This is a genomic window from Shouchella sp. JSM 1781072 (assembly GCF_041949915.1).
Taxonomy (GTDB): domain Bacteria; phylum Bacillota; class Bacilli; order Bacillales; family Bacillaceae_D; genus Shouchella.
On record NZ_JBHFQE010000003.1, the window covers coordinates 684,466 to 709,355 of the forward strand.

25 protein-coding genes are annotated in these 24,890 nt (G+C 40.5%); 6 read left to right on the top strand and 19 right to left on the bottom strand.

Annotated elements, in window-relative coordinates; translation table 11 throughout:
• The first annotated feature begins 33 nt into the window (after positions 1–33).
• Complete coding sequence (locus tag ACE1TH_RS17415; protein WP_375079616.1) at positions 34–684, top strand: NUDIX hydrolase; 651 nt, start codon at positions 34–36, stop codon at positions 682–684.
• A 20-nt stretch (positions 685–704) separates the two neighbouring features.
• Here the strand turns inward: ACE1TH_RS17415 and ACE1TH_RS17420 are convergent, their stop codons facing one another.
• The 4 genes from ACE1TH_RS17420 to brnQ all read right to left on the bottom strand — a co-directional run bounded on the left by ACE1TH_RS17420 (position 705) and on the right by brnQ (position 3,988).
• A complete protein-coding gene (locus tag ACE1TH_RS17420) occupies positions 705–1,247 on the bottom strand; it encodes a GNAT family N-acetyltransferase (protein ID WP_099304678.1) in 543 nt (180 codons plus the stop codon).
• 103 nt (positions 1,248–1,350) lie between these two features.
• Entirely contained in the window at positions 1,351–2,283 is a 933-nt protein-coding gene (locus ACE1TH_RS17425; RefSeq protein WP_099304679.1) for a nucleoside hydrolase, read from the bottom strand.
• Between the two features lie 35 nt (positions 2,284–2,318).
• A complete protein-coding gene (locus tag ACE1TH_RS17430; protein ID WP_099304680.1) occupies positions 2,319–2,654 on the bottom strand; it encodes a CHY zinc finger protein in 336 nt (111 codons plus the stop codon).
• Positions 2,651–3,988, bottom strand: a complete 1,338-nt coding sequence (gene brnQ, locus ACE1TH_RS17435; RefSeq protein WP_375079617.1) for a branched-chain amino acid transport system II carrier protein — start codon at positions 3,986–3,988, stop codon at positions 2,651–2,653. The genes ACE1TH_RS17430 and brnQ overlap by 4 nt, the downstream gene beginning before the upstream one ends.
• Positions 3,989–4,171: 183 nt before the next feature.
• Here brnQ and ACE1TH_RS17440 point away from each other — a divergent pair, with 183 nt between their 5' ends.
• On the top strand, positions 4,172–4,444 hold the full coding sequence (locus ACE1TH_RS17440; protein ID WP_099304683.1) for a 4a-hydroxytetrahydrobiopterin dehydratase: 273 nt from the start codon (positions 4,172–4,174) through the stop codon (positions 4,442–4,444).
• Between the two features lie 53 nt (positions 4,445–4,497).
• Here ACE1TH_RS17440 and ACE1TH_RS17445 read toward each other — a convergent pair whose 3' ends face one another.
• The 6 genes from ACE1TH_RS17445 to ACE1TH_RS17470 all read right to left on the bottom strand — a co-directional run bounded on the left by ACE1TH_RS17445 (position 4,498) and on the right by ACE1TH_RS17470 (position 9,645).
• Positions 4,498–4,887 (bottom strand): hypothetical protein, encoded by a 390-nt coding sequence (locus ACE1TH_RS17445; RefSeq protein WP_099304684.1) that lies wholly within the window; start codon positions 4,885–4,887, stop codon positions 4,498–4,500.
• Between the two features lie 68 nt (positions 4,888–4,955).
• The gene (locus tag ACE1TH_RS17450; RefSeq protein ID WP_375079618.1) at positions 4,956–5,351 is read right to left on the bottom strand and encodes a FixH family protein; all 396 of its coding nucleotides are present in this window, start codon (positions 5,349–5,351) and stop codon (positions 4,956–4,958) included.
• 10 nt (positions 5,352–5,361) lie between these two features.
• A complete protein-coding gene (locus tag ACE1TH_RS17455; protein ID WP_375079619.1) occupies positions 5,362–6,753 on the bottom strand; it encodes a sensor histidine kinase in 1,392 nt (463 codons plus the stop codon).
• Positions 6,750–7,433 (bottom strand): response regulator transcription factor, encoded by a 684-nt coding sequence (locus ACE1TH_RS17460; RefSeq protein WP_099304689.1) that lies wholly within the window; start codon positions 7,431–7,433, stop codon positions 6,750–6,752. Before ACE1TH_RS17460 ends, ACE1TH_RS17455 begins: the two co-directional genes overlap by 4 nt.
• Complete coding sequence (locus ACE1TH_RS17465) at positions 7,430–8,401, bottom strand: YncE family protein (protein WP_375079620.1); 972 nt, start codon at positions 8,399–8,401, stop codon at positions 7,430–7,432. Before ACE1TH_RS17465 ends, ACE1TH_RS17460 begins: the two co-directional genes overlap by 4 nt.
• Positions 8,402–8,481: 80 nt before the next feature.
• A complete protein-coding gene (locus tag ACE1TH_RS17470) occupies positions 8,482–9,645 on the bottom strand; it encodes an MFS transporter (RefSeq protein ID WP_099304693.1) in 1,164 nt (387 codons plus the stop codon).
• 288 nt (positions 9,646–9,933) lie between these two features.
• On the opposite strand from ACE1TH_RS17470, the gene ACE1TH_RS17475 reads away from it, so the two are divergent.
• Positions 9,934–11,361: an aldehyde dehydrogenase family protein gene (locus ACE1TH_RS17475; RefSeq protein ID WP_099304695.1), complete on the top strand. Its 1,428-nt coding sequence runs from the start codon at positions 9,934–9,936 to the stop codon at positions 11,359–11,361.
• 43 nt (positions 11,362–11,404) lie between these two features.
• On the opposite strand, the gene ACE1TH_RS17480 is transcribed toward ACE1TH_RS17475, so the two are convergent.
• From ACE1TH_RS17480 to ACE1TH_RS17515, 8 genes are all read right to left on the bottom strand, one after another.
• Positions 11,405–11,953, bottom strand: a complete 549-nt coding sequence (locus ACE1TH_RS17480; protein WP_099304697.1) for a glycerol-3-phosphate responsive antiterminator — start codon at positions 11,951–11,953, stop codon at positions 11,405–11,407.
• Positions 11,953–13,605 (bottom strand): glycerol-3-phosphate dehydrogenase/oxidase, encoded by a 1,653-nt coding sequence (locus tag ACE1TH_RS17485; protein ID WP_099304699.1) that lies wholly within the window; start codon positions 13,603–13,605, stop codon positions 11,953–11,955. Before ACE1TH_RS17485 ends, ACE1TH_RS17480 begins: the two co-directional genes overlap by 1 nt.
• A 156-nt stretch (positions 13,606–13,761) precedes the next feature.
• A complete protein-coding gene (gene glpK, locus ACE1TH_RS17490; RefSeq protein ID WP_099304700.1) occupies positions 13,762–15,258 on the bottom strand; it encodes a glycerol kinase GlpK in 1,497 nt (498 codons plus the stop codon).
• A 24-nt stretch (positions 15,259–15,282) separates the two neighbouring features.
• Positions 15,283–15,987, bottom strand: coding sequence for an MIP/aquaporin family protein (locus tag ACE1TH_RS17495; protein WP_099304701.1), 705 nt, complete (start codon positions 15,985–15,987; stop codon positions 15,283–15,285).
• Between the two features lie 299 nt (positions 15,988–16,286).
• Complete coding sequence (locus ACE1TH_RS17500; protein WP_099304702.1) at positions 16,287–16,493, bottom strand: hypothetical protein; 207 nt, start codon at positions 16,491–16,493, stop codon at positions 16,287–16,289.
• 96 nt (positions 16,494–16,589) lie between these two features.
• Positions 16,590–18,254: an SLC13 family permease gene (locus ACE1TH_RS17505; protein ID WP_255224261.1), complete on the bottom strand. Its 1,665-nt coding sequence runs from the start codon at positions 18,252–18,254 to the stop codon at positions 16,590–16,592.
• A 72-nt stretch (positions 18,255–18,326) separates the two neighbouring features.
• Positions 18,327–19,043, bottom strand: a complete 717-nt coding sequence (locus ACE1TH_RS17510) for a response regulator (RefSeq protein ID WP_099304704.1) — start codon at positions 19,041–19,043, stop codon at positions 18,327–18,329.
• Positions 19,040–20,647, bottom strand: coding sequence for an ATP-binding protein (locus ACE1TH_RS17515; protein ID WP_099304705.1), 1,608 nt, complete (start codon positions 20,645–20,647; stop codon positions 19,040–19,042). The genes ACE1TH_RS17510 and ACE1TH_RS17515 overlap by 4 nt, the downstream gene beginning before the upstream one ends.
• A gap of 365 nt (positions 20,648–21,012) precedes the next feature.
• Between ACE1TH_RS17515 and ACE1TH_RS17520 the strand changes: the two genes are divergently transcribed.
• Positions 21,013–21,546, top strand: a complete 534-nt coding sequence (locus tag ACE1TH_RS17520) for a cysteine dioxygenase (RefSeq protein ID WP_375079621.1) — start codon at positions 21,013–21,015, stop codon at positions 21,544–21,546.
• Between the two features lie 32 nt (positions 21,547–21,578).
• The gene (locus ACE1TH_RS17525) at positions 21,579–22,187 is read left to right on the top strand and encodes a YdcF family protein (protein WP_375079622.1); all 609 of its coding nucleotides are present in this window, start codon (positions 21,579–21,581) and stop codon (positions 22,185–22,187) included.
• Between the two features lie 71 nt (positions 22,188–22,258).
• Here the strand turns inward: ACE1TH_RS17525 and ACE1TH_RS17530 are convergent, their stop codons facing one another.
• Positions 22,259–23,104, bottom strand: coding sequence for a DegV family protein (locus ACE1TH_RS17530; RefSeq protein ID WP_099304708.1), 846 nt, complete (start codon positions 23,102–23,104; stop codon positions 22,259–22,261).
• Positions 23,105–23,453: 349 nt separating this feature from the next.
• On the opposite strand from ACE1TH_RS17530, the gene ACE1TH_RS17535 reads away from it, so the two are divergent.
• Positions 23,454–24,890: a lipopolysaccharide biosynthesis protein gene (locus ACE1TH_RS17535; protein WP_375079623.1), complete on the top strand. Its 1,437-nt coding sequence runs from the start codon at positions 23,454–23,456 to the stop codon at positions 24,888–24,890.

A 24,890-nucleotide genomic window follows, 5' to 3' on the forward strand; every position in this document is an offset into this window, starting at 1 on the left:
TACTTAATTAGCGTTTTATAAGGAGGTATCGCCATGAATGAAGAGAAAATACATGTGTATACTAGCGCTCGAGAACCTATTAACATTACGGATCGCAAAATAGCTCACGAAAAAGGGCTCTGGCACCAGACTTTTCACCTGTGGATCATGGATGTTTCAGAACACGAACCACAATTATACTTACAGCTCCGTAGTCAGATAAAAAAGGATTTTCCGAATTTATTTGATATTACAGCGGCTGGTCATTTACTTGCTGAAGAAACGCCCCTAGATGGGTTGCGAGAAGTCGAGGAAGAGCTTGGACTATCTCTAACGGAAGAAGACATCTCGTTTATTGGCCAATTTTTAGATGTCATCCATACGGATACGTTTTTAGATCAAGAGTTTGCTTTATCCTACGTTTATTTTCAATCTCTTTCAGATAAAGGATTTCAGCTTCAAAAAGAAGAAGTTGCAGGTATTGTAAAAGTCCCCTTTTATCAATTTAAACAACTATGCTTTAACGAAACCTCATTCATGAATGCTACTGGATTTTATGAAGATGACGGGCAACGTTTTACGATAGCAAAAAAGCTCACGAGAGACGATCTCGTTCCCCACTCTTTACCTTATTTGCAACAAACTGCTATAGCACTAGAAAACCAAATGAACGAACACGGTTCAAGACAAAGGAAGAGATCATGATCTCTTCCTTTTTTACTATTCTATGATACGCCTTCTCGTAAGCGCCCCATAATTAACTGATCAAAATATGTGCCGTTTACGAATTCTGCTCTCCGTAGTCGCCCTTCAATTTTAAATCCACAACGTTCATAAACACGAATTGCTTGTTCATTTCCGCTCCATGTGTCTAACTGGACACGCTGCAAATTAAGATCTTGAAACAAGAAATGGACGAGTAACTGTAAAGCTTCAGTACCATAACCTTTACCCCGTTCCGATGGATTGCCAACGGTAAGCCCAACGACTGCACTTCTAGCAATCGGGTTCACATCGCGATAATCACAGTTTCCGATATGTGTATTTGTTTCCACTATATAGATTGCAAACACATTCTCTTGTTTCCGATCTCGAATAACTCGCTTATCGTAGAGTGCTTCTACCTCTTCGACTGTGACATGACTATACAATGCTGCATAGGATCCAGCGGCTAGTCGCGCCGTTTCTTCCTGATTCCGCCATTCAACTTGCCTAACAACGTCACTCTTTGAAGCAGGTCTTAATTCAATTTTGTCTCCTTTGATCAATTAACAATCTCCTTTTTATTTTAGATTTGTTTGGATTATACACATGCAATATGTTCATAGCCATCACCCTTCCGTTTAATTATAAAAATATTATAACAATAACTCATTCATCTGCATAGCCAGTGAACATTGCTCGTTCGTATTCGTGCAATAACTGATTTGCATTCACTGTCCAGGCAATTTTTTGCCGTCCCTCTTCGCTTCCTGTTCGCAAATCAATCATGGTCATCCCCTTTGCCTTTCCATTTGTAATGACATCAACATCGCGATACACGTAAGTCGATAAAGACGGTTGAACCATGACTAGTAGCGGAACAATGTCATGAATTGGCGGACCAGGAAGCTGAGGTTGGTTTTCTTTATAATAAGCCGTGTATACCGAAAGAAGCGCTTGGATCGTTTGACCGAATTTGGGGTGACTTGTTAAACGTTGTATAAGGGCAGGTGTAAACATCGCTTGAGATGTAATATTTAAAGGGGTAATAATCGTATTTAAATAGTTGAAAATAAATTTTGCGCTAACTGAATCGCCATAAATATTTGCTTCAGCAACAGGGGTTCGGTTTCCGGGCATGAAAAACGCTCCACCCATTATAAGTATATTTTTAATATATCGAAATTCGTTTTCAAATAAATTAAAAGCTTTTGCTAAAGCGGTCATTCTACCTAATTCTATAATGGTTAAATTTTGCTTGTATGTTAAGAGAATCGACCGTATTGTATCAAACCCTACTCTATTTCCAGGGAAATGATTCGGCGGAATGATTGAGCCCAGACCCGCTGGACCGTGTATTTCTGGATAAGTCTCTTCATCAAACTCTGAAAAAGAACGAAAAGCAGCAGGGATGACTGGTACATGCGCAATCCCTGCTACTTTCAATATATAGTCTGCGTTTATAATCGACTGTTCTTTTGTTACGTTCCCATAGCTCGTGACAATCCCTACTAACTCGATCTGTGGATGCATAATCGCAAGTATTATTGCCATGGCATCATCAATACCAGGATCACAAAATAACAAGACATAATGTTTCATCACTTGCGTTCCTCCTTCATACGATCTTTCTAATCCTATGAATCGGAATCGCTCGTAATACCTTCAAAATAAAGATGATGGTGTAATGAACAATTTGTATTAAATTGTGCCTGACATAAAGGACAACAACTCGCCTGCACATATTCATGAATGGTTATCTGTCCGTGACAAGCACCACACAAAATAGCTCTTTGAGTAAATTCAGTTTGTTTCCATTGTTTTCTCTTATGATTAACCGCTTCATCATGACACTTATAACAAGGATAGAAGTCACCACAACAAGCAAATTTAATGGCAACAATATCAAATTGCGTTTGATAATGTACGCATCGCGTCTGTTGATCAACGACTTTTCCTTTTATTATCGTCACGCTTTCGGCTCACTTCCTTTAAAGATCGGCGTTAACAATAAACCAATAACAAAACCAATTAAAGCTGGTAATGCCCAAGCAAATCCAATTTCTGCAAAAGGCAATGGAACGGCGCTTAAGAAACCAGGTAGCCCAGCAGCAACCAATCCTTCATGTATTGAAACGATCGCCGTAAATAAAATTGTCACCTGATAAACAATTCTTCTTCTTTTAAATAACGGCTCAAGAAACGCCAGGATGATTAAGACAATCGCAATTGGATAAATAAACGATAGTACTGGTACGGAAAATTCGATAATGGTACTCAAACCAAAGTTTGATACCCCTAAGCTAAATAATGTAAAGATTACTACAAAAACTTTGTACGATAGACTCGGAAATAATTTATTAAAATAAATCGAGCAAGAAGAGATTAATCCTGTTGCTGTCGGAATACAAGCGCCTAAAATAATTAAACCTAATAAAACATTTCCACCAAGTCCAAAATATTCAAATGACACACTTGCTAAGATGCCAGCCCCACTGTCAGCTGATAGTTCTGACGCACTTACTGCACCTAGATAACCAAGTCCTGCATATACTGTTCCTAGACAGATCGCAGCAATCAAGCCTGCTTTCCACGCCGTCCGTTTAATCAAACGCTGGTCGGTGACACCTAGATCTTTAATCGCTTTTACCACGATGATTCCAAAGACAATGGCTGCAATTGTGTCCATCGTCAGATAACCTTCCGTAATCCCCCGGAAAAACGGGAAATTCGCATACGAGCTATCAGCAGGTTCTAAATAGGTTCCTAATGGATTAAATAATACCGTTATGAGTAAAATCGCTATAACAACTAATAAAAATGGCGTAATGAGTTTACCAATTCGATCAACAAACTTCCCTGGACTTAACGCAAGGTAGAAGACAATCGCAAAAAATACGATGGAAAATAAGAAAAGCCAGATTCGATTTGACGGATCAAGTTGACTCATCTCTATGAATGGTAATATTGCGATTTCATAAGACACCGTTCCAGTTCTAGGTACTGCAAAGAATGGACCAATTGTTAAAAAAGTCAATGCTGTAAAGCCAATCGCAAAGTAAGGATGTACGCGACGTCCTAACCCTTCTGCATCGTCACTACCTACATAGGTAATCGCCATTACACCAAGGATAGGCAAGCCTACACCTGAAATAAGAAAACCAATAATGGCTGGCCATGCATTTGTTCCTGCATCTTGACCAAGCTCTGGCGGGAAAATTAAATTACCAGCACCAAAGAAAAGTGAAAAGAGCATCAACCCAATATAAAGTGTTTGCTTGTTTGAAATTCCACCTAATTGGTTCATATGTCACCTCACTGTTTAAATTATCTGACTAATTATGTCATTTGAGAATTGTATCACATTTTGTCAAAAAATGTCCAACTAATTATTATGTGAAAATTTACTAAACGCTTTCATACGAGATAGGTTTGTTTGAGCCTAAAAACAGGTATAAGAAAAAGAACCTAATTTTTAGGAGGAGTCGTTTTGAGTCAAATAAAAAAAGAGGCTGAGAAGTTATCAGGCTGGACAGTAGAAGATGAAACGCTTACAAGAAGTTTCTCATTCGGTAATTTCTTAGAAGGCATTGATTTTGTTCAAAATCTAGCTGCGTATTCAGAAGGTGCACAACACCACCCTTTCATCACAATTGATCACACGACGATTACCGTTAAATGGACGACGGTTGATCAAGGCAAATTAACACAAAAAGACCTTGATGCTGCTAAAGCATGTAATCAATTTTATTCAAATGAATAAAACAATGGACTGCCCTTGTGTCATTATACTTTGAGGGCAGTCCATTTATTCTTCTATTCTTCCTTAGAGCTAGATAAAAACGCCAAAATCACAAATAACAAGAAACTAATTACAACGGTCATGCCGCCGCCAATATACAATCCAAGCTGTAACGCATTTGGAATATCAAATGGTTGATTTGAGTAGAGCCACATGCCAACCGTTAGAAGCAAAGCGCCAACAATGCCTGTCCATGCTTGCAAACCGGCTAATAGCCTTTGTTTTGGTTTATATAATTTATGAAATACGCTCCATGCAAATAATGTTAACCATCCTAACACAAGGACGTGAGCATGAATGGCAGATAACGCATAAGAACCACCGCCAGCCATGTGCGCACCCATCAGGACACCCCATAAACCAAATAAAGAAGAAACGATTAATAAGAGTTTCGAATAATTCATTCTACCTTCCTCCTTTTCTTTCATTTAAATGTACAATGTTTATATGAACGGAATATGAATAAAGCATGCTATTCCTCAAAAAGAACAACAGTCATCTGTTCACTCGTCTGCCCTCCATTATTTGTTATTATCACTTCAACCACATATTCTCCCGCATCATCAAGCTCAATGGAGCTACGAAATACGCCATCCTGGACGTAGCGCGCTTCTTTCGTTGTAACGGTATCCGTCTGTTCCTTTTCAAACACGTCAAATCTAACTTGGTCTACATCTTCCACATACGCTTGCCCTTCTAACAATTGAACTTGCAATGGCACTTCCTCACCAACTTTTTGCTCTTCTTGCACTTGAATATGCACATCAAGATCATCTACAGAACGAGGCGTTTCAGACTGTTCATTTACACAAGCTGAAAAAACAAGAAGTGTGGAGAACACGAAACTGATCTTTCGCCACAATGTCATCACCTTTTTCTTAATCGTATTCGTTTAAAACAATGATTGCCTTGGTTCCTTTCTCTTCCACAGAATGCAGGTGGAATGTACCTTCGTGTTTTGCGACAATTTCTTGTACAATCGACAGTCCTAACCCTGTTCCTCCATCGCTCCGACTACGCCCTCTTTTCACTCTAAAGAAACGCTCTGTTACCCGCGCAATGTCTTTTTTTGGGATACCATAACCGTAATCTTTTATCTCAACTTCTGCTTTTCCATCTACTGATTGTAACGTCACGTAAATCGGGTTACCAGAATCACTATAAGCCACTGCATTGGTTAGCAAGTTAATAAGCACTTGTTTCATCCGATCACGATCGGCGATAATAATACTTTCTTCATTCAAATCTAGCTTGATCGGCATTTGTTTTTGATTCGCAATTACCTGAACGGTCTCACTTGCTTCACGAATTAATTCTGCATAAACAATCGGCTGCTTATCAAATGAATCTTTATCTCCCTCAAGTTGAGCGAGGTCCAACAAGTCATTTACGAGCCGATTTAATCGCTGGGCTTCTTGAGTAAGAATAATCATTCCCTTTTTCGTTTCAATAACCTCTTCTTCAATTCCTTCCATATAACCAATCATATAGCTAAGAGGAGTTCGTAGCTCATGCGCCACATTTGCAAGGAAAACCCGCCGATTTGATTCCACTTGTTCTAATGAATCTGCTAGTTGATTTATAGACTCCGCTAACTGCATGAATTCATCTTCGGAACGCTTTAAAGTAATTCGTTCTGAAAAATCGCCAGACTCCATCTTTTCTGCCACTAGCTTCATTTTCAACAACGGACCAACAAGCTGTTTCGTTAATCGACTTCCCATAAATAAAATAACCCCACCAGCTAACGCAACAATTAAAATTACCCACCACAAGACATTTGAAAACAATTCATAAAGATCCGTTAACGGTTGAGAAATAAAAACAATTCCTTCAAGACGATTCCCTTCTCCTGTAAACGGGATCGCCACGCCAATGATTTCTTGCTGAAAACGTGGATGATCCCTTCTAACGTAAACAGACTCCCCTTGCAAAAGTATTTGTCGCTCTTCAAATGAAATCATCTCTTCACTGTATTCATCTTCAAACGGAGCGCCACCTGCAAGCTCCATCGGGTCTTCTGTGACAACATAGACCGCATCTGACGTTTGCTGCGACCACTCTAAAAATGAATAAAATTCGTCTGATAAGCCTTCTTGGTCATAAAAGGCTGCCAACGCTTGTCCTTCTCGTTCAAACTGTTCAATCTGTTGGTCTACATAAAGCCGCTCATACAAAAAGAAGATCAACATGCTTGATAAGAGAATAACAGCTAGTACTGTCACTCCTATCCCCATCCAGACCTTCTTTTTAATCGATAGCGCATTCATTCTTTTTCTCCAAACTTATAACCAACGCCCCACACAGTTTGGATTTTCTTCCCTGCTTCAGCAAGTTTTAAACGCAATGTTTTCACGTGTGTATCCACGGTTCGTAAAGAACTATTGCTTAAGTCACTCCATATTTGTGTAAACAGTTGTTCCCTTGTAAAAGAACGATTTTTATTTTCTGCCAAATGCAGAAGTAAATCGAATTCCCTTCTCGTTAACGAAATTTCTGCATCATCTACAAAGACTTCGCGACCACTACGGTGAATATGGAGATTTCCAAAAGAAAGATTATCGGCGTTCTCTTCCTTTGGATACGCACGTCGTAACGTTGCTTCTACTCGAGCCATTAGTTCTCGCGGGCTAAACGGCTTAACCATATAGTCATCTGCCCCTATTTTTAATGCTTTAATTTTGTCTTCTTCATGACTGCGAGCCGTAAGCATAATCACAGGTAGTGCATACGTCTCTTGGATTGCTTTGCACACGGCAAATCCATCCATGCCTTCCATCATCACATCAAGAATGACGAGATTAACCGTATCGGTTTCCAATAGGCGCAACGCTTCTTGTCCACTTTGCGCCTCCAACGTTTGATAACGTTCATTTTGTAAATAGGTGACAACAAGCTTAACTAAATCTGGCTCGTCATCAACAACTAGAATCGTTCTCGATTGACTCATTTCATCTCTCCTGACACGATAACATGAGGGCCTGCACCTACATCAATTTCAGCAATTCTTTCAAGAGAATCGCTTGAGAAGACGGACAATGACTGACTATCAAAATTACTGACAATCACGTAATCGTCATCAACGTGAAGATAATTAGGATTGTGTCCGACTTCAACTTCTTTCAGTACTTCTTGAGACGACGTATCAATTTTATACAGATGGTCGTTGCCATGGGATATAACAAACATACTAGCTTCCGACTGATTTCCGCCAAGAGCAATGGGCATTAAGCCGATTGGGATTCTCTCTTCTTCTTGTTCACTAGCTAGGGAATAGCCAACAACCGATTGATTTAACTCGCCAGTCGGGCCATGCCCGCCGACCCAAAGCAACTCTCCATCAAAGAACATGCCTGATGCTCTTTCAACAACAGGAATCGTATGCTCGATCTCTAATGAAGTTAGGGAAATAACGTCTACGCTTGCTTCGTCTGCATTCAATACAAATAAACGATCGTTGTCTACATATAAATCATTTGCCCTGTTCTCTATTGTGACCGTTTCCATGACTTCCCCTTCTAGCGAAATCCACGCAAGTTTGTTTGTATTCGTATACGAAACAATAAGGTTTGTCGCACGAGCATCATAAACGATGTCCGAAATCATATCATCAAATTCGGTTAAAGGCGTCACATCTCCAGTATGAAGGTCAAAATGCGACAACGTACGTGTTTGATCAGATAAAATGAGAAATTCTGTTTCATTAATTTTTATAATTTGCTCCCACACAGTCGGCAATGAAGAAAGGGAGGTGACTGTCATACTGTTTTCATCAATAAAACCAAGTGACGCTTCTTTTAGATGAGAAACTAAGAAATAACCACCTTCTTCACTAGGTGTCTGAACGTGGTCTTGTGCACATGAAGAAAGAAAAGTAAGGAAGAATGTTGCAACGATGGCATATAAAGAACGTTTCATCTTTCTCCCTCCTTTTTTCGAACAGTATAGCACGTAAATGTGAAATCCATACGAAGTCACTCTGCTTTCTGCATAGATCATTAACCTAACTTCCCTTTTATTTTTTGCGCATTCGTTTTGTTTCCTAAAAGGTACTGGACTGTGCCCATGATTAAGATAACAAAGATCAGCACGTATAAGGCAGGTTTAAAGGTACCAAATACATCATAAAGAGTGCCAACCGCCAGTGGTCCGAGAGCCGCAAAAACATAGCCTCCGCCTTGGTTCAAAGCAGATAAAGCACTCGCTTTGTCGGCACTATCGGTTTCGATAATGGGAATCATTAATGCTAAAGGAAATAGTCCTCCTGCACCAAGCCCAATCAAACCTAGCGCCAGCAACGGATGAAAGCCGATTAATAGAAAAATAACCCCTACTAATTCTAAAAGACTACATCCAATGAGCGCAGTCGTCATGTGGCCATACTTAGAGACAATACTCGGTAAAACGAGCGAAACAGGGATTTGAATCAATTGAAACAAAGTAACTCCTGCAGCCGCCATTGCTGTCGAATAGCCAAAGCTCATCACAATTGGTGCAGCCCAAGCGGTAATCGTGTAGAAAACCGTTGCCATCAAACCAAAAAATAACGTAATGAGTAACGCACGCCTATTTTTGAACGGAAGTGCTGAATCTGTTGTTTTTAATGCGGTTGGCCGTTTACGAATTAAACCAATCCAAAAAAACAACGCTAGTAACCCAAGGGAACCCCATACAGCCAAAGCGAGCTGCCAATTTCCATTAAATCCATCATAAACAGGGACAGCGAACCCAGTTGCAACACCTGCGCCGATTACTAAAGAAACGGAATAGACACTAACAAAGCCTGGCTTTGTAGGGAAATGTTGTTTAATGAATCCAGAGAGTAATGGTCCAGCAAGCCCTATTCCAATACCCGCAAGAAATGCCGTTACGACGAGTAAGAGAACAGATCCAACAACCCCTCTCATCAATGTTGCTACTGTAATAAAAATCAATGATACGAAAATCGCTCTTTCTAAACCAATTTTTTTACTAATGATTGCGGCAAAAGGCGCAAATATGCCCATACATAAAACAGGTAACGTTGTTAACAAGCTTGCTGTTGCCCCACTCATACCTAGTTCAGCCTGAATGGATTCTAATAGTGGGGAAATTGATGTAATGGCTGGCCGTAAATTTAAAGCTGCTAACGTTAACGCAAATAAGTAATAGAACGTTCGCATAACCTCTCTCCTACCCGTCTTTCTTTTTATCTTTATTTGCAAAGAATACGTAAAATAATAGCCATCCGTCAAGTTCGTTTAGCTTTCCTACCTCATTTACTTTATGCCAGCGTACAATATCGAACCCAAAAATAATTCTCACTTTTTAAACATTTAAGTTTCACTTTTTTACAACGTCCGTTACAATAGTGTTAGGTTTAAATGTTTTAATGATTTTTTATTAGGGTAGACCATCAGTAGCGCTTTATTTTCCAAAATCAGTAGCTTATATTAAAAGGAGCGATTGTTATGCGTAATCAAACTCAACATTTTATTAATGGAGAATGGGTCGATTCAACAGGTTCCGAAACCATTGACGTCATTAATCCAGCAACAGAAGACGTAATTGGCAAAATTAGTGCAGGTACGAAAGAGGACGTTGATAAAGCAGTTTCCGCTGCACGAAAAGCATTTCCCGAGTTTTCGAAATCAACGAAAGAAGATCGAATCAAATGGCTAAATGCCATTGCTGATGGCTATAAAAAACGAAGCAAAGAACTTATCGATGTGATGACAGAAGAGTTAGGCTCTCCTTTATCCGTCTCAGAAAACGTACATTTTAAAATGGGTTTAGCTCACTTTAAACAAGCCGCTAGAGCATTAGATACCTTCTCTTTTTCAGAAGAAAAAGATGGACATACACTTGTTAAAGAAAGCATTGGTGTAAGCGGTTTAATTACACCTTGGAACTTTCCTACTAACCAAACGTCAACAAAAATAGCTGGCGCCATTGCAGCAGGAAGTCCCGTTGTCTTAAAGCCAGCAGAAAAAACACCTTATGCTGCTATGATGCTTGCTGAAATCATTCATGAGGCGGGTGTACCAAAAGGTGCATTTAACTTAGTTAACGGAACTGGTGACGAAGTAGGAGACGCAATTAGCTCTCATCCTGATATTGATTTTGTATCCTTCACTGGTTCTGGTGGTGTAGGAGAAAAAATCATGCAAAACGCAGCTAAAACGATTAAAAAAGTTGCGCTTGAGCTCGGTGGTAAATCACCACTCGTGATTCTTGACGATGCAAATATGAAGAAAGCGGCTAAAACAGCAGCCTCGAATATGTTCTTTAATTCTGGTCAAGTTTGTACGGCAGCGACACGGATCCTTGTACCAAAAACGAAAAAAGATGAGTTTGAGGAAGCAATGAAAGAAGCCGTTTCATCTTACTCTATGGGTAATCCACGTGAAGAAGGTCATACTGCTGGCCCGCTTGTCTCATCAGGACAATGGGACACGGTTCAGTCTTACATTCAAAAAGGGATTGACGAAGGCGCAACTGTTTTAGTTGGTGGAACAGGCAAGCCAGATGGTCTTGATAAAGGATACTTCGCCAAACCGACAGTATTTACAGATGTGACAAACGATATGGTCATTGCTCAGGAAGAAATCTTTGGACCTGTGATCTCACTCATTTATTATGATGATCTTGATCACGCAATTGAGATTGCCAACGATACAATTTACGGTCTTGCGGGTTATGTCTTTGGTCAAGATCCAGAGAAACTTCGCTATGTTGCCTCAAATATTCGTGCAGGTCAAATTACGGTCAACAATGCTCAAACCGATTTCAATGCACCGTTTGGTGGCTATAAACAGTCTGGTATCGGTCGAGAATGGGGCGAATTTGGGATTGAAGAGTATTTAGAAGTAAAAGCTGTTCTCGGTATGCCTTCATAAACCGAAAGAAAAAGCAGGTGTTTCACATGAAACACCTGCTTTTTTACTGTTGCCATAAGTCCGTTCTTGAGGTTGTGACTGCTTGTGCACCTGCGTCCAGTGCGGTTTGGATGTCTTCAACTGTTGTTATTAATCCCCCTGCAATCACTTCAATCCCCGTCTCGTCTCGAACTTTCTTTATATAATCCGGTATGACTCCTGGAAGTACTTCTAGAATATTGGGTTTAACTTCTTCCACCTGCTGATAACTCGTTTTTAACGCCATCGTATCAAGCAGAAAAATTCGTTGGATCGCTAAAATATTGTTTTTCTTCGCTGTCTTTAACATATTCGCCCTAGTTGAAATAACACCTGCTGGACGGATCGTCTGACAAATAAACTCAGCGGCGTAGCGGTCGCTCTTTAATCCTTGTACAAGGTCAGCATGTAAGAGCATTTTTTTGCCTGCTTCCTTTGAGAGCTTTTTCATTTTAGCTAAAAGAGAAAGGTGAACATCGAGCACTACAAAATAATGACCTTCTTCTTCTTTCATGACGCGCTCAAAATCCTTCATATTATTTACTGCTGGCAAAATGCGCTGACCATTAAACATTAATTTAAGCTCCTCAACGTTACTTGGTTTAGTTGTTGTTCTAATTCCTCTTTGTAGCGAGTTGTTTCTTCTTCTGACCATTGTAGCAGATCAGCCATTGCCGTCATAATTTGATCTTTGTACACTTTTACTTGATCAATATCAAATAAAAGATACGAGACACGTCGCATAAAGAAATCAACAGGTGTTGCAGTCATTTCGTGCTCGATGCCATAACGAAGCATGGCATATAAAGACCCAGGAAGGCCATAACCATTTTCATCATTGACATACCCATGAACTGCAGAGGCATTTGAACCGTAACGTTCTGCTATTTCTTTTGCATCTTCATGACTTAATCCTTTATTTTTTCCATCTGCAATCGCTTTTTCTTTAAATGCTTCGTATTTTGCGGACCCACCGACATCTCCGCCAGACAAAGCAAGCTCTTTTGTCTTACAGCTTGGATAGCTTTTACCTGTTTCCTTTGCGATTTCATCAGCTGCAATGGATACGATGGTATCTGCCATTTTGCGGTAACCAGTTAACTTACCTCCAGCAATCGTCATTAGCCCACTTTTCGAATGAAAAATCTCATCTTTTCTTGAAATCTCTGATGGATCTTTTCCATCTTCATGGATAAGTGGACGAATTCCTGACCAGCTGGATTCTACATCCGTTTTCGTTAAATGATAGCCTGGGAATAAGTGATTTGTTGCTTTTAAAATATAGTTCACATCGTCAATCGTCACACCAGGTTCTGTTACATCATCTTTGAAGTTCGTATCGGTCGTCCCGATATACACTTTCTTGCCGCGTGGAATGGCAAACATCATCCGTCCATCATTAAATGGCGTATCAAAATAAATCGCACGCGTGAGAGGCAATCGCTCTTTAGAAACGACTAAGTGGACACCTTTTGTATGGTGAATGGACTTTCCTTCTCTAGAACGATCCTGTTCACGTAAGGTATCGACCCATGGGCCCGTAGCGTTAATGATTTTTTTAGCATAAATCTTTAGGCTTTCACCCGTTAAGCGATCAGTAGCCTGCACACCAATTAGTTTTCCGTCTTCGTAAAGAAACGAATTCGCTTGAACATAATTAATAAGCTTTGCTCCGCGCTCGGCTGCACTTTTCGCTACTTCCATCGTTAAGCGCGCATCGTCTGTACGATATTCCACATACATACCTGCACCTTTTAACCCTTCACTAGCCAATATGCTTTCCTTTTTCAAAGCTTCTTTCGCATTCATCATGTTTCGTCGCTCGCTTTTTTTCACTCCAGCTAAACGATCATAGACAGACAAACCAACCGATGTTGTAAAGGAATTAAATGTGCCACCTTTATAAAACGGCAGCATCATTCTTACCGGCTCCGTTACATGAGGCGCATTTTCATAAACGATTGCTCGCTCTTTCCCCACTTCTGCTACAAGCTTAATTTCAAATTGTTTTAAATAGCGTAAGCCACCATGGATAAGTTTTGTAGAACGACTTGACGTCCCAGCAGCAAAATCTTGCATCTCTATTAAACCTGTCGTTAACCCTCTTGTTTGCGCATCAAGCGCAATTCCTGATCCCGTAATTCCTCCACCAATGACTAAGAGATCCAACTGTTTTTCTTGCATCCCTTTTAGCGTTTGTTTACGAGCAAATGTTGAAAAATCCATCTATATCCCTCCTAAGGAAATAAAAAAAGAGGGGACTACAACATGCTCAAGCAGGCGCTAAACCTACTTAAGTGCTGTAATCCCCTCATCGTCTCAAAGATTCATGTATTAACTTGTTACGTCCAGTGTACGACTTTTTCTTCTATTCGTAAAGCATTAAGGTTTGAATGTCATTGTAGCATCAACTGCTTTTTTCCAGCCACTATACAATTCATTTCGTTCTTTCTCCGCCATATCAGGCTTGAACGAGCGATCCATGTTCCACTGCTTTGCAATATCTTCCTTACTTTCCCAAACACCCACAGCTAACCCTGCAAGATAGGCAGCACCTAATGCAGTCGTTTCTGTGATTGATGGAATCTCAACCGGTGCATCAAGTAAATCACTTTGGAACTGCATTAAGAAGTCATTCGCAACAACACCGCCGTCAACTCGAAGTTTCTTTGACTCAATGCCTGAATCACTTTCCATGGCAGTCATAACGTCTTTCGTTTGATAAGCGAGCGATTCAAGCGTTGCCCGGACAATATGTGAACGTTCTGTTCCACGAGTTAATCCGAACATGGCGCCACGTGCCTCACTATCCCAATACGGTGTACCAAGCCCAACAAAAGCTGGTACGACATACACGCCATCTGAAGACGTAATGCGCGTTGCTAACTTCTCACTTTCTGCAGAGCTCTCAATTAATTGGACGCCGTCACGAAGCCATTGAATGGCCGAACCTGCAACGAAAATACTTCCTTCAAGAGCGTACTCAACTTTTCCATCAATGCCCCAAGCGAGAGTCGTTAATAAACCGTTTTTGGACTCAACTGCTTTTTCGCCTGTGTTCATTAAAATAAAGCAGCCCGTTCCGTACGTATTTTTCACCATTCCTTCTTCAAAACAAGCTTGCCCAAACAGCGCTGCATGCTGGTCCCCAGCTACACCTGCAATTGGTATACTTTCTCCGAAGAAGTGGTAATCAATTGTTTCCGCGTATACTTCAGAAGACGAGCGCACTTCTGGTAACATCGCTTTTGGCACATCTAGAATTTCTAGCAATTCGTCATCCCATTTTAATTCGTGAATGTTATACATGAGCGTACGAGCCGCGTTTGTGTAATCGGTTACGTGCGCTTTTCCACCGCTTAATTTCCAAATTAACCATGTATCAATGGTACCAAAAAGCAGTTCACCGTTTTCTGCGCGTTCTTTGACACCATCAACATTGTCAAAGATCCACTTCACTTTTGTCCCTGAAAAATACGGGTCAAGTAACAGTCCGGTTTTCTTTCTAAACGTATCGTTATGACCTGCCTCGCGTAAATCTTTACAAATATCGGCCGTTTGACGAGATTGCCACACTAATGCGTTATAGACTGGTTTTCCTGTTTTCTTATCCCACACGACTGTTGTTTCTCGCTGGTTTGTAATACCAATACCAGAAATATCTCCTGGACTAATATCTGATTCTGAAAACACTTCGGCAATAACCGCTAACACCGAAGTCCAAATTTCATTTGCATTATGCTCAACCCAGCCTGGCTTAGGAAAATATTGATTAAATTCACGCTGAGCTGTGTGCAAAATGGCTCCCTTCTCATCAAACAGGATTGCCCTCGAGCTTGTTGTTCCTTGATCAATTGCTAAGATATACTTTTTCTTCATAATAGATTCCTCCTCATCTCATTATTAAAATATCATGGTAAAGAAGATAGCACCAATAACACCACCTGCAATTGGACCTAAAATCGGAATCCATGCATATCCCCAGTCAGAAGGACCTTTTTTATCGATTGGGAGAATTGCATGAGCAATTCGTGGACCAAGGTCACGTGCAGGATTAATGGCATATCCAGTTGGGCCACCGAGTGAAAGACCAATTGCAATAATGAGTACCCCAACAACAAGAGGATTTAACCCTTCACTAAACTGATTTGCACCGATTGCAAGTAATCCAAATACAAGAACGGCCGTACCGATTAGTTCAGCACCGAAATTTGACGGTGTGTGCTTGATCGCTGGAGAAGTTGCGAAGACGCTAAATTTAGCATCTGGATCGTCCGTTTTCTTCCAATGCGGATAGTAATGAAGAAAGATAATGACCGCACCTGTTATCGCACCTAAAATTTGACCAATGATATAACCAGGGACCTGACTCCAAGGAAATTCACCTACTGCTGCAAAACCAATTGTAACAGCTGGATTTAAATGGGCATCACTTACTGTTCCAGACACATATACACCTAAAGCAACGGCAAAGCCCCAACCAACGGCAATCGCCATCCAGCCTGCACCTTCTGCTTTCGAATCTTTTAAGTTAACGGCTGCTATTACACCAGCACCAAATATAATGAGAATCATCGTTCCTACAAACTCTGCAATAATTTCTGCCATTATTGTTCCCCCTCTGCTTTCTTGAGAAGCTTATGTACAAAAAAGAGCACCTTTTTTCACAGGTCGCCCTAGGGCTCCGTAAAAAAAGCTGCTCTCATATACTCATCAGCTACTCTATTAACATGATGCTATTATAGTACGAGAAACACTTTTTGTAAACGGATTCATTTTTTTAATTCCCAATTTAATCTTACCGTAAACAAAAAATTTTCACTCGATGATGTATTCATAAAAAAAAGGTAGTGCCAAAAAAAACTAGTCAAGTCCACATCTCCGTGTAGAATCACGATACAATGCTTTTATAAATTGATTAGGTCTGTCGAAAGGCTGTCACCTTTTATCCAAAAATGGGAAGGTCCATTCAAATGATCGTCATCACTTATCGCGCGGATGGACACTTTCACCACAGGCACAAGCGCGACATCCGTTTGCGCTACGTTATCACTTGCGCTCACGGTGTCTTCAGACACGTACTGTCCCGCAGCAGTCTCTAGTTCTTCTAACACCCTTACAGATAACGAAGAAAAGACGATTAATCCACTGAATTAGTCGTCTCTTCAACATGTACCTATTCTTTTGTCCCAATTCCTTTTCTTTAACGTTTAATCAAGTAGTGACGTTGGGAATGTTGTAAGATCAATACCCATTGTAAGTGGGACTAAGAAGTATACCGCTAATACAATGAGAATGGTTGCAAATACGTTGAGCCAAAAGCCTGCTTTAACCATTTCAATGATCTTTAGCTTACCTGTACCGAAAATAATGGCGTTCGGTGGTGTCCCTACTGGTAACATAAATGCACAGTTTGCCGCCATTGCACAAGGAATCATAAGTGCGAATGGGTGAATATCAATGGCTACAGCAAGTGCGCCTACAACAGGTAAAATCATTGTTGCCGTCGCTGTATTGGAAGTAATTTCCGTTAACATCATAATTAAAAGTGTTGCGCCACCAATGATAAGAAGCATATGCAAGCCATCTAAAATAGTCAGTTGATCCCCAATCCATGTTGAAAGTCCGCTTGATTGGAACCCAGCTGCAATGGCAAGACCGCCACCAAATAGAAGCAGCACGCCCCATGGAATATCTTTTGAATCAGACCAATCAAGGATTCTTGTAGCAGCTTTTGCTGGAATTAAGAATAAGAGCATCGTCGCAATGATGGCAATCATTCCATCTGAAATTCCAGGTAGCTGTACTATGAGCGGATCGTCTCCAGCCCAGAAGAACTCTCTTGTAATCCACATAAATGCGGCAAATAAGAAAACTGCACCGACGACTTTTTCCTCAAACGATGTTTTTCCAAGCTTTTGTCGTTCACTTGCAATTAACTCTTTTCCACCAGGTAACGTTTTAATACTTGTTTTAAAATTAATTCTTCCTAAATAGAACCATGTAAAGAATAGTAGAATAAGAACGACCGGAACTGCGAACAACATCCACGTTCCAAATCCAATTGTTATACCGAAGATTGTATCGAGCTGCGCGGCAAGAATTATATTTGGTGGTGTTCCAATTAATGTACCTAGACCACCAATCGTTCCTGCATAACCGACACCAAATAATAGTGATTTCTCGAATTTCGGTAAGTCACGCTTGTGTTCCTCATCCTTTAATGCAGCCGCTACTTGAGCCGTAATTGCTAAAGCCATAGGAATCATCATCATTACGGCTGCAGTATTTGATACCCACATTGATAAAAAGCCTGTCGCAAGCATAAACCCTAACAGAATTCTTTGTGTACTCGTTCCAATAACGGAGATAATAAAAAGGGCAATTCGTTTATGAAGATCCCATTTCTCCATTGCCGTTGCAATAAAGAATCCACCTAAAAATAAGAAGATGATGTCATTTCCGTAAGACGATGCAACATCGGAACCTTCCATTGCTCCTGTAATGGGTAGCAAAATTAACGGCATTAGCGATGTGGCTGGAATTGGAATGGCTTCTGTCATCCACCAAGTCGCTATCCATAATGTGACGGCTAAGACTCGTTGACCGTCTGCCGAAAGACCTGCAGGTTCAAAAAATAAGATTGTTAAAAGAAATAATAACGGGCCAAGAATTAACCCTACAAGCTGTGCCCGTGAATAGGGTTTCTTTTGCTGATCTCCGTCAGGCATAACTTGTTTCGACTGCTTCTTCTCTTTATGTTGAGCTGCTTCTTTTTTTAATGCAGCTGAACCTTTGTTTGCATACGAGAAAACATTTAAAAGATCTTTTGTTCGCTCAGATTGTTGCCATAATCTGTCCCAGACGAGCTTCATTGTCATTCCTCCATCCATTGAAAGCGTTTACTTATTCTTTCATGGACGTGTCGAATAATCTAGTTTTTTTAATTAAACGAAATCATTTTTGTCTAAAAATTCTCTCCCTTGCTCTGACAACCGGTAACGATTAAAAGGTCTGCCATGTGTTAAATAAACGAGATCTTTTTGAATAAATGACTGCTCGTCAAAAAAACGCAAGTACTTTCGTAGTGACACATGAGAAATTGTGGTTCCTTCTTCAAGTTCTGCAGCAGTTTGCCAGGCTTCACCAGCGCCAGCCAGCGCATGTAAAATGCGCATCGCTGTCACTTCGGTAATTCCTTTTGGAAACGAATGTTTTTCTACCGGAGAGGCTTTTTCGGTCCGCTGAATCAATTGATCAATCTCTTTTTGAACGAAAGAACCTTGCTGCGTTTCTTGTCTCATTGCTTGGTACCGTTGAAGTGCTTCTTTAAACCGGGCAAATGAAAACGGCTTTACTAAATAATCTATAACACCAAATCGATAGCCTGTTTGAACGGTGTAAGTATCGTTCGCTGATGTGATCAAAATAACGTCTATATTCCGCTCTTCTAACCGAACTTGCTTCAGAATATCTAGTCCATTTTGGTCTCCAATGTAGACATCAAGTAACAGCAAATCAGGCTTAAATGTCTTTAACTGCTGCATCCCTTCTTCAAACGTATAGGCCTTTGATACAAGCTCAAACCCGTCCACTTTTTTTAAAAATAGGGAATGGAAATGTGCGATTTCTTGTTCATCTTCAATCATCGTAACGCGAATCATTTTTCTCTACTCCCTTCTAAACCAAGTGGAATATGCACAGTCACAATTGTTCCTTTTCCCTCTCTAGATAAAAGATCCATTGTTCCCCCGTATTGATTGATTTCATTCCGAACATTTTCTAGTCCATAACCGTGATCACCTTGTTTAGTTGATGGCCAATCCCCTTTTCCTTGCTGCGGAGAAAATCCTCTTCCATTATCTTCAATCACATAACGTAGAACACCACCAACTTGCTTGATCGTCATAATGATAAATGCTTGGGGCTGATTCATGCTTGCTTCTGCTGCATTATCCACTGTATTCCCAATAATCGTTATCCACGCATCGATTAATTCTGCTGATAGCTTTGGCCAAGGCGTTCCTGATTGAAAAATGACGTTTATTCCTTGTTCTTCTAACATACTTGTTTTTCGTGACAGAAATTGTGCCAAACTTTTATCCGAAACTAATTTACCGATCTCATCAGGTAATTGACTATTTTTCTTTTGTTGATAGCGCATTGAAAGATTTTCGATATACTCTTGCAGCTCACTATAAGACTCTGTTTCAACCATCGCACTAATAATATGAAGTTTATTCATAAATTCATGGGTTTCACTTCTTAAACTTTTCGCATACGTCTCTACGCCACTTAACCGCTTCATAATATCATCTAGTTGATTTTTTTCGCGAAACGTTGCGAGTGCACCGATGCATCGTTCCTGATAAAAAATAGGTACTTTCGTGACAACCGCTTCAAGTTCACTACGATGATACACATCGTCATAGTTGCCTTTACGTTCTGTTATTACTTGCTCTAATTCTAATTCTGGCCACACTTGATTCACATCTCTACCTTCTACACCAAGAGTATGACCAGCTGCTCGAAGAAAAGTCGTAGCTGCTCCATTCACTGCTATTATTTTACCATGCTCATTAATCGCAATGATGCCTTCTCCTGCTGCTTCTAAAATTGCCTCCCGCTCATTTACTAGTCTGGCAATCTGTTGGGGTTCAAGACCATGCAATTGTTTTTTTATTCGGTTGGATAAAAAATACGCACCTATTAAACCGACAAGTAAACTCCCACTTGCACCAATAATTGATGTGAGGACAGCTTGATTTTCTGCTTCCACAATGGCATCGGTAGGAATACCAACTGAGACAGCACCAATTACTTGATTTTCTTGACCGTACACAGGTTCGAAGGCACGAACAGAAGGTCCGAGTGAACCGACCGCTTCTGATATATATGATTCTCCTTCAAATACTCGATCTGCATCACCGCCAACAAACGTTTGACCAATTCGTTCTGCGACCGGATGCGTGTATCGATTTTGCTCCGTGTCCATGACGACGATATAAAGAAAGTCATTTTCTTCCCGAATGGCTTCTACCATATAAAGCAAGTCTGCAGACGGTTCTCCTTGTTGTAAGGTGGCAACAACCTGAGGATGTTCTTTCAAATGGCTGGCACTAATTCGTACTTTATCTGCAAGATGGTCCCGTGTTAGCGTAGCCTGTTGAAACGCACTGAATAAACCAAACAGCAATAACGCCACTAACACGACGCCTCCACTTAATAGCATCGTTTGTGTTCTAAGCGTAACTGATTCTCTTTTCATTAGCGGACCACCTTTTGCTTTTATTCTAATGTTTTGTCATTCCTTCACATTTTAAATTTTTTCACAAAGAATGTATAGACTTGATTGAAGTGGTAAGAATGAGTAACGTATTCCCCTATCCCCCTTAGCCTCCAACAAATGTTGGGGGCTTTTTTTATTGCTTGGACATTTCTTTCTTACGTCAGCATACAATGCCAAAAGGGCAACTCTAAATCGTGCATAACATTTCTGGCACTCATTCTTTTTTGAAAGAAGACATTTCACTTCTAAGTCTCATTAGTGGAATCATACTTATATGAGGGGTCTTGCTCTCAAACCATAGTTTAACCTTTCGGAAAAGCAGGAAATAAAGAAAGGAGGCTTTTATGTTTGAACAGCGACTAACGGAGATTCTAAACAATCTACATAAACCAACAATCGAGACATTGCGTCAAGCACTAAACCAAATCCATGCTACATACGAGGACGTGGCTCCTTATATTCAATCAAGTAGCGACAAACCTTATTATCGTAAACTTCTGTTTCACTCTGATCATGTGGAACTTCTGCTCATGAACTGGTCTGGACTTGATTGTGCTCCTCACGATCATGGTCATTCGTTTGGTTGGATTCAAGTCATGAACGGAAGCGTACGCAACCAGCTGTTCAGCGTACAACCAGGCAAACTTCCAGAACCTTTTTTCGAAAAGCATCATTCAGAAGGTACTGTCTTTTTTGCCCCGAAACAAAGCGTTCATCAGATGGAAGGGCAAAAGGACCTTTTAACACTACATCTCTATGCCCCACCTATATCAGGAATGAAAGTGTATGACCTAAAAAAATGTGCCGCATGTGTCGTTTCAGATGATTGCGGCGCTTGGTGGCCCGATGAACAAAGACAGCAATTAAAAATTATTTAGTTACAAAACGCAATGAAATAAGGAGGAATGGCATGCGTCTCTCACAAATAAAGCCCAATCAATTAACAGATGAGCAAATTACAAAGCTCCTCTATCACTCCACCTCTGACGACGGAAAAGCGGGAGACTGCATCTTTGTTCCTGGAAGTAGTAAAGCTGTTGAATACAAAGTACCAAAAGCCATTCAGCTTTACCAAGACGGACGAGCAAATAAACTTCTTTTCTCGGGTGGTGTCTCTTGGGATGCTTCCCAAAAACCAGAGGCAGTCATGATGCGTGAGCGCGCGCTACAACTGGGCATTCCGGCTAAAGACATTTTAACGGAGGAACAGTCGCTTCATACAAAAGAAAACGTACTTGCCTCCTTGCTCGTTCTGGATCGCGCTTTTGATCTTCATCACCTTCACCATCTTATCATCGTTACATCAAGCATCCATTCATTACGAGTATGGTTAACCATGCGTACCTATATGCCACCTTGGATTACATATTCACTCGCCCCTGTAGATGATCGTAGTACAAAAGAGGAAAACTGGTTTGTTTCCCCTCATAGTCGAAAACGGGTCGAAGCCGAAGTGCACAAACTGGTTCATTACGCCCAAATAGGTGCGATCATTGATGAAGAGCAGTCCCTTGAATAGAAAAAAAAGCCCTTTTCCATAAATAGAAAAGGGCTTTTGCTTTTATTTCAGTAAACCACTTCGCCACACGATTATTTCGTGTAGTACATTAATGCAATTGCACCTGGTCCTGTATGGGTACTAATAATAGGTGACGTTTCTAAAATAGACGAAGAAAAGTGCTGACGAACTTTTTTAAGACGTTCCATCACTTGTTCACTAAATGATTCTGCTTCAATATGAGCGATTCCTACGTGTTCCACATCTTTTGAATCGGTTTCTTTTTCAAATGTTTCCGATAAGAAATCGAGGACTTGCTTCTGGGAACGCTTTGTTGTAACAGGTGTATACGAACCATCTTGCAAGGAAGCGATGGGCTTGATTTTTAGTAACGACCCAAGCAACGCTTTCCCTTTGCCAATACGTCCACCTTTAGCTAAATATTCAAGAGTATCCACCACAATATAAAGGGATGTTTTCGAACGAATATCCGCTATTTCATTTAAAATACTGTCTAAAGAAGCCCCTTTATTTGCCAGCTCTGCGGCTCGTTTCACTTGAAACGAGAGCGCAATGGAAATAAAACAAGAATCCACAACTGTAACTCGTCCATTTAATTCATCCGCTGCCATCTGCGCAGAAGCTACTGTCCCGCTCATTGCGCTTGTCATATGAATAGACAGTACATGCGTATCAGGCTCATCAAGTAATTCTTCGTAAATTCGTACAAACTCACCAACAGGGGGTTGCGAGCTCTTAGGCAACTCTTCATTCGTCACCAACAGATGCGCAAATTCTTTTTTCGATATATCTACCCCGTCTAAATAACTTTTTCCATTTATGTTAATTGATAACGGGACTACAGTAACCCCTAATTCTTGTAAAATTGATGACTCTATGTCGCAAGTAGAATCTGTCACAATTTTGATCTTTGTCATTGAAATCTCCCTTTAACAAGGCTTATTAAGAAAGCATAACATACGTTGCTTGTAGTATGACACACGTACCGCTAAGTGTAAACGCTGTCTTAAAAAGCGCAATTATACGACTATAGAAAAAAATTCGAACGTAATCGCTTACTTTCACGAAAAATGTTCGGAGCTAGCCGAAATGAAGAACAGATTTAGACCAGCACCTGTGCTCAAATGATTACAAAGGCTCATTTATGAAGGTTTTGTAAATGATGTTAAATCTTTATGTCATTTGTAAATGAGCGTTTTTTTTCAAATTCTTCTTACTCTGCTACAATCTTATCTTGAAACGCACGAAACGAGAGGACTGTAGAGCTTGCTTACTAAACATGCATTTGCTTATTTATTATCGCACGGTATTCCAGCAATAGTTGGATTTCTAGGGATCGCCATTTATTCACGCCTGCTTTCTCCAGAGGAATACGGACAGTTCGCACTTATATTTGCAAGTGCAGCCATCGTAAATGCGGTTGTGTTTGAATGGTTAAAAGTAAGTGTTTTGCGTATCCAGAAACAGCGTGACGTTGGTGAAACCACGTACTATATGACGATAAAAGTTGCATTCATTACGCTTATCGTTGGTAGTTTCCTTATAGGAGTCGCAGTATTGCTATTCTTAAATTCCCTGTCGCCATCGTTCCTTTTGCTCGTTTTACTTTTATCATCGTGCCAGTCTTGGTATCAGCTTAACCTCTCATTATTACGAGCAGAGTTAAATCCTCTGGGCTATGGAAAAATGGCTTTTATTCGTGCTATTACAGGGCTATTGTTTGCAACGCTCCTTATTACACTCGATTACGGCGCTTTCGGCTTAGTTGTGGGACTCGTTATTGGTTTGCTTCTATCAGTCGCACCAATGGTTTTTACACGATGGGGAGTTCGCGTGAAACCTAAAAAAGTTAACGGCACCCTGTTAAAACAATTCGCTAGCTATGGACTGCCTTTAACGATTACGCTGCTTCTCGGCATCATTATTCAACACTCCGATCGCCTTATTATTCATGCAATGATTGGCGTAGAAGCTACGGGACAGTATGCCATTGCCTATGACTTGACGGAACAATCGATTTTCACTCTTATGCTCATTATTAACTTAGCTGCTTTTCCGATAGCCGTTCGAGCTTTAGAAAAACGTGGGGAACAAGCCGCTAAGGCTCAAGTAAGAAAAAACACTCGTTTGCTTTTAGGCGTCGGTATACCTGCAACCATCGGCTTTATCTTATTAAAAGATGTCATAGCAACAATCTTTTTAGGAACTGCATTTCAGGAAACAGCCATTTTACTGATCCCCTATATTGCAATCGGCGCTTTGCTGAAAGGAATGAAACTTTATGCAATTGATATCGTTTTTCATCTCACAAAGCAGACAAAAATTCAAATCATTCCTGTTGTGGTAGCTGCCACAGTCAATGTCGCATTAACCATCATACTTATTCCACTTTACGGGCTTGAAGGTGCTGCAATGGCAACGGTTGCCGCCTATGCTTTCGCCATCATTTCTAGCTGGTTGCTTCTTGCTGCACAACGAACGACACTTCCTTTCCCAGTTAAAGACTTTGTAAAGATTTTGTTTGCAAGTGCGATTATGGGCTTGTCGACACTTCCCTTTGCTGGTGATGAACGATTAGGCATCTCTCTTTTACAAGTCATCGTCGCTGGACTGACTTACTGCTTCGTTTGTGGATGCCTCTATTTTAAAGATTTAACGAACATGGTTTTAAAACGGAAAGTAAATAAAAACCAGCATACATAA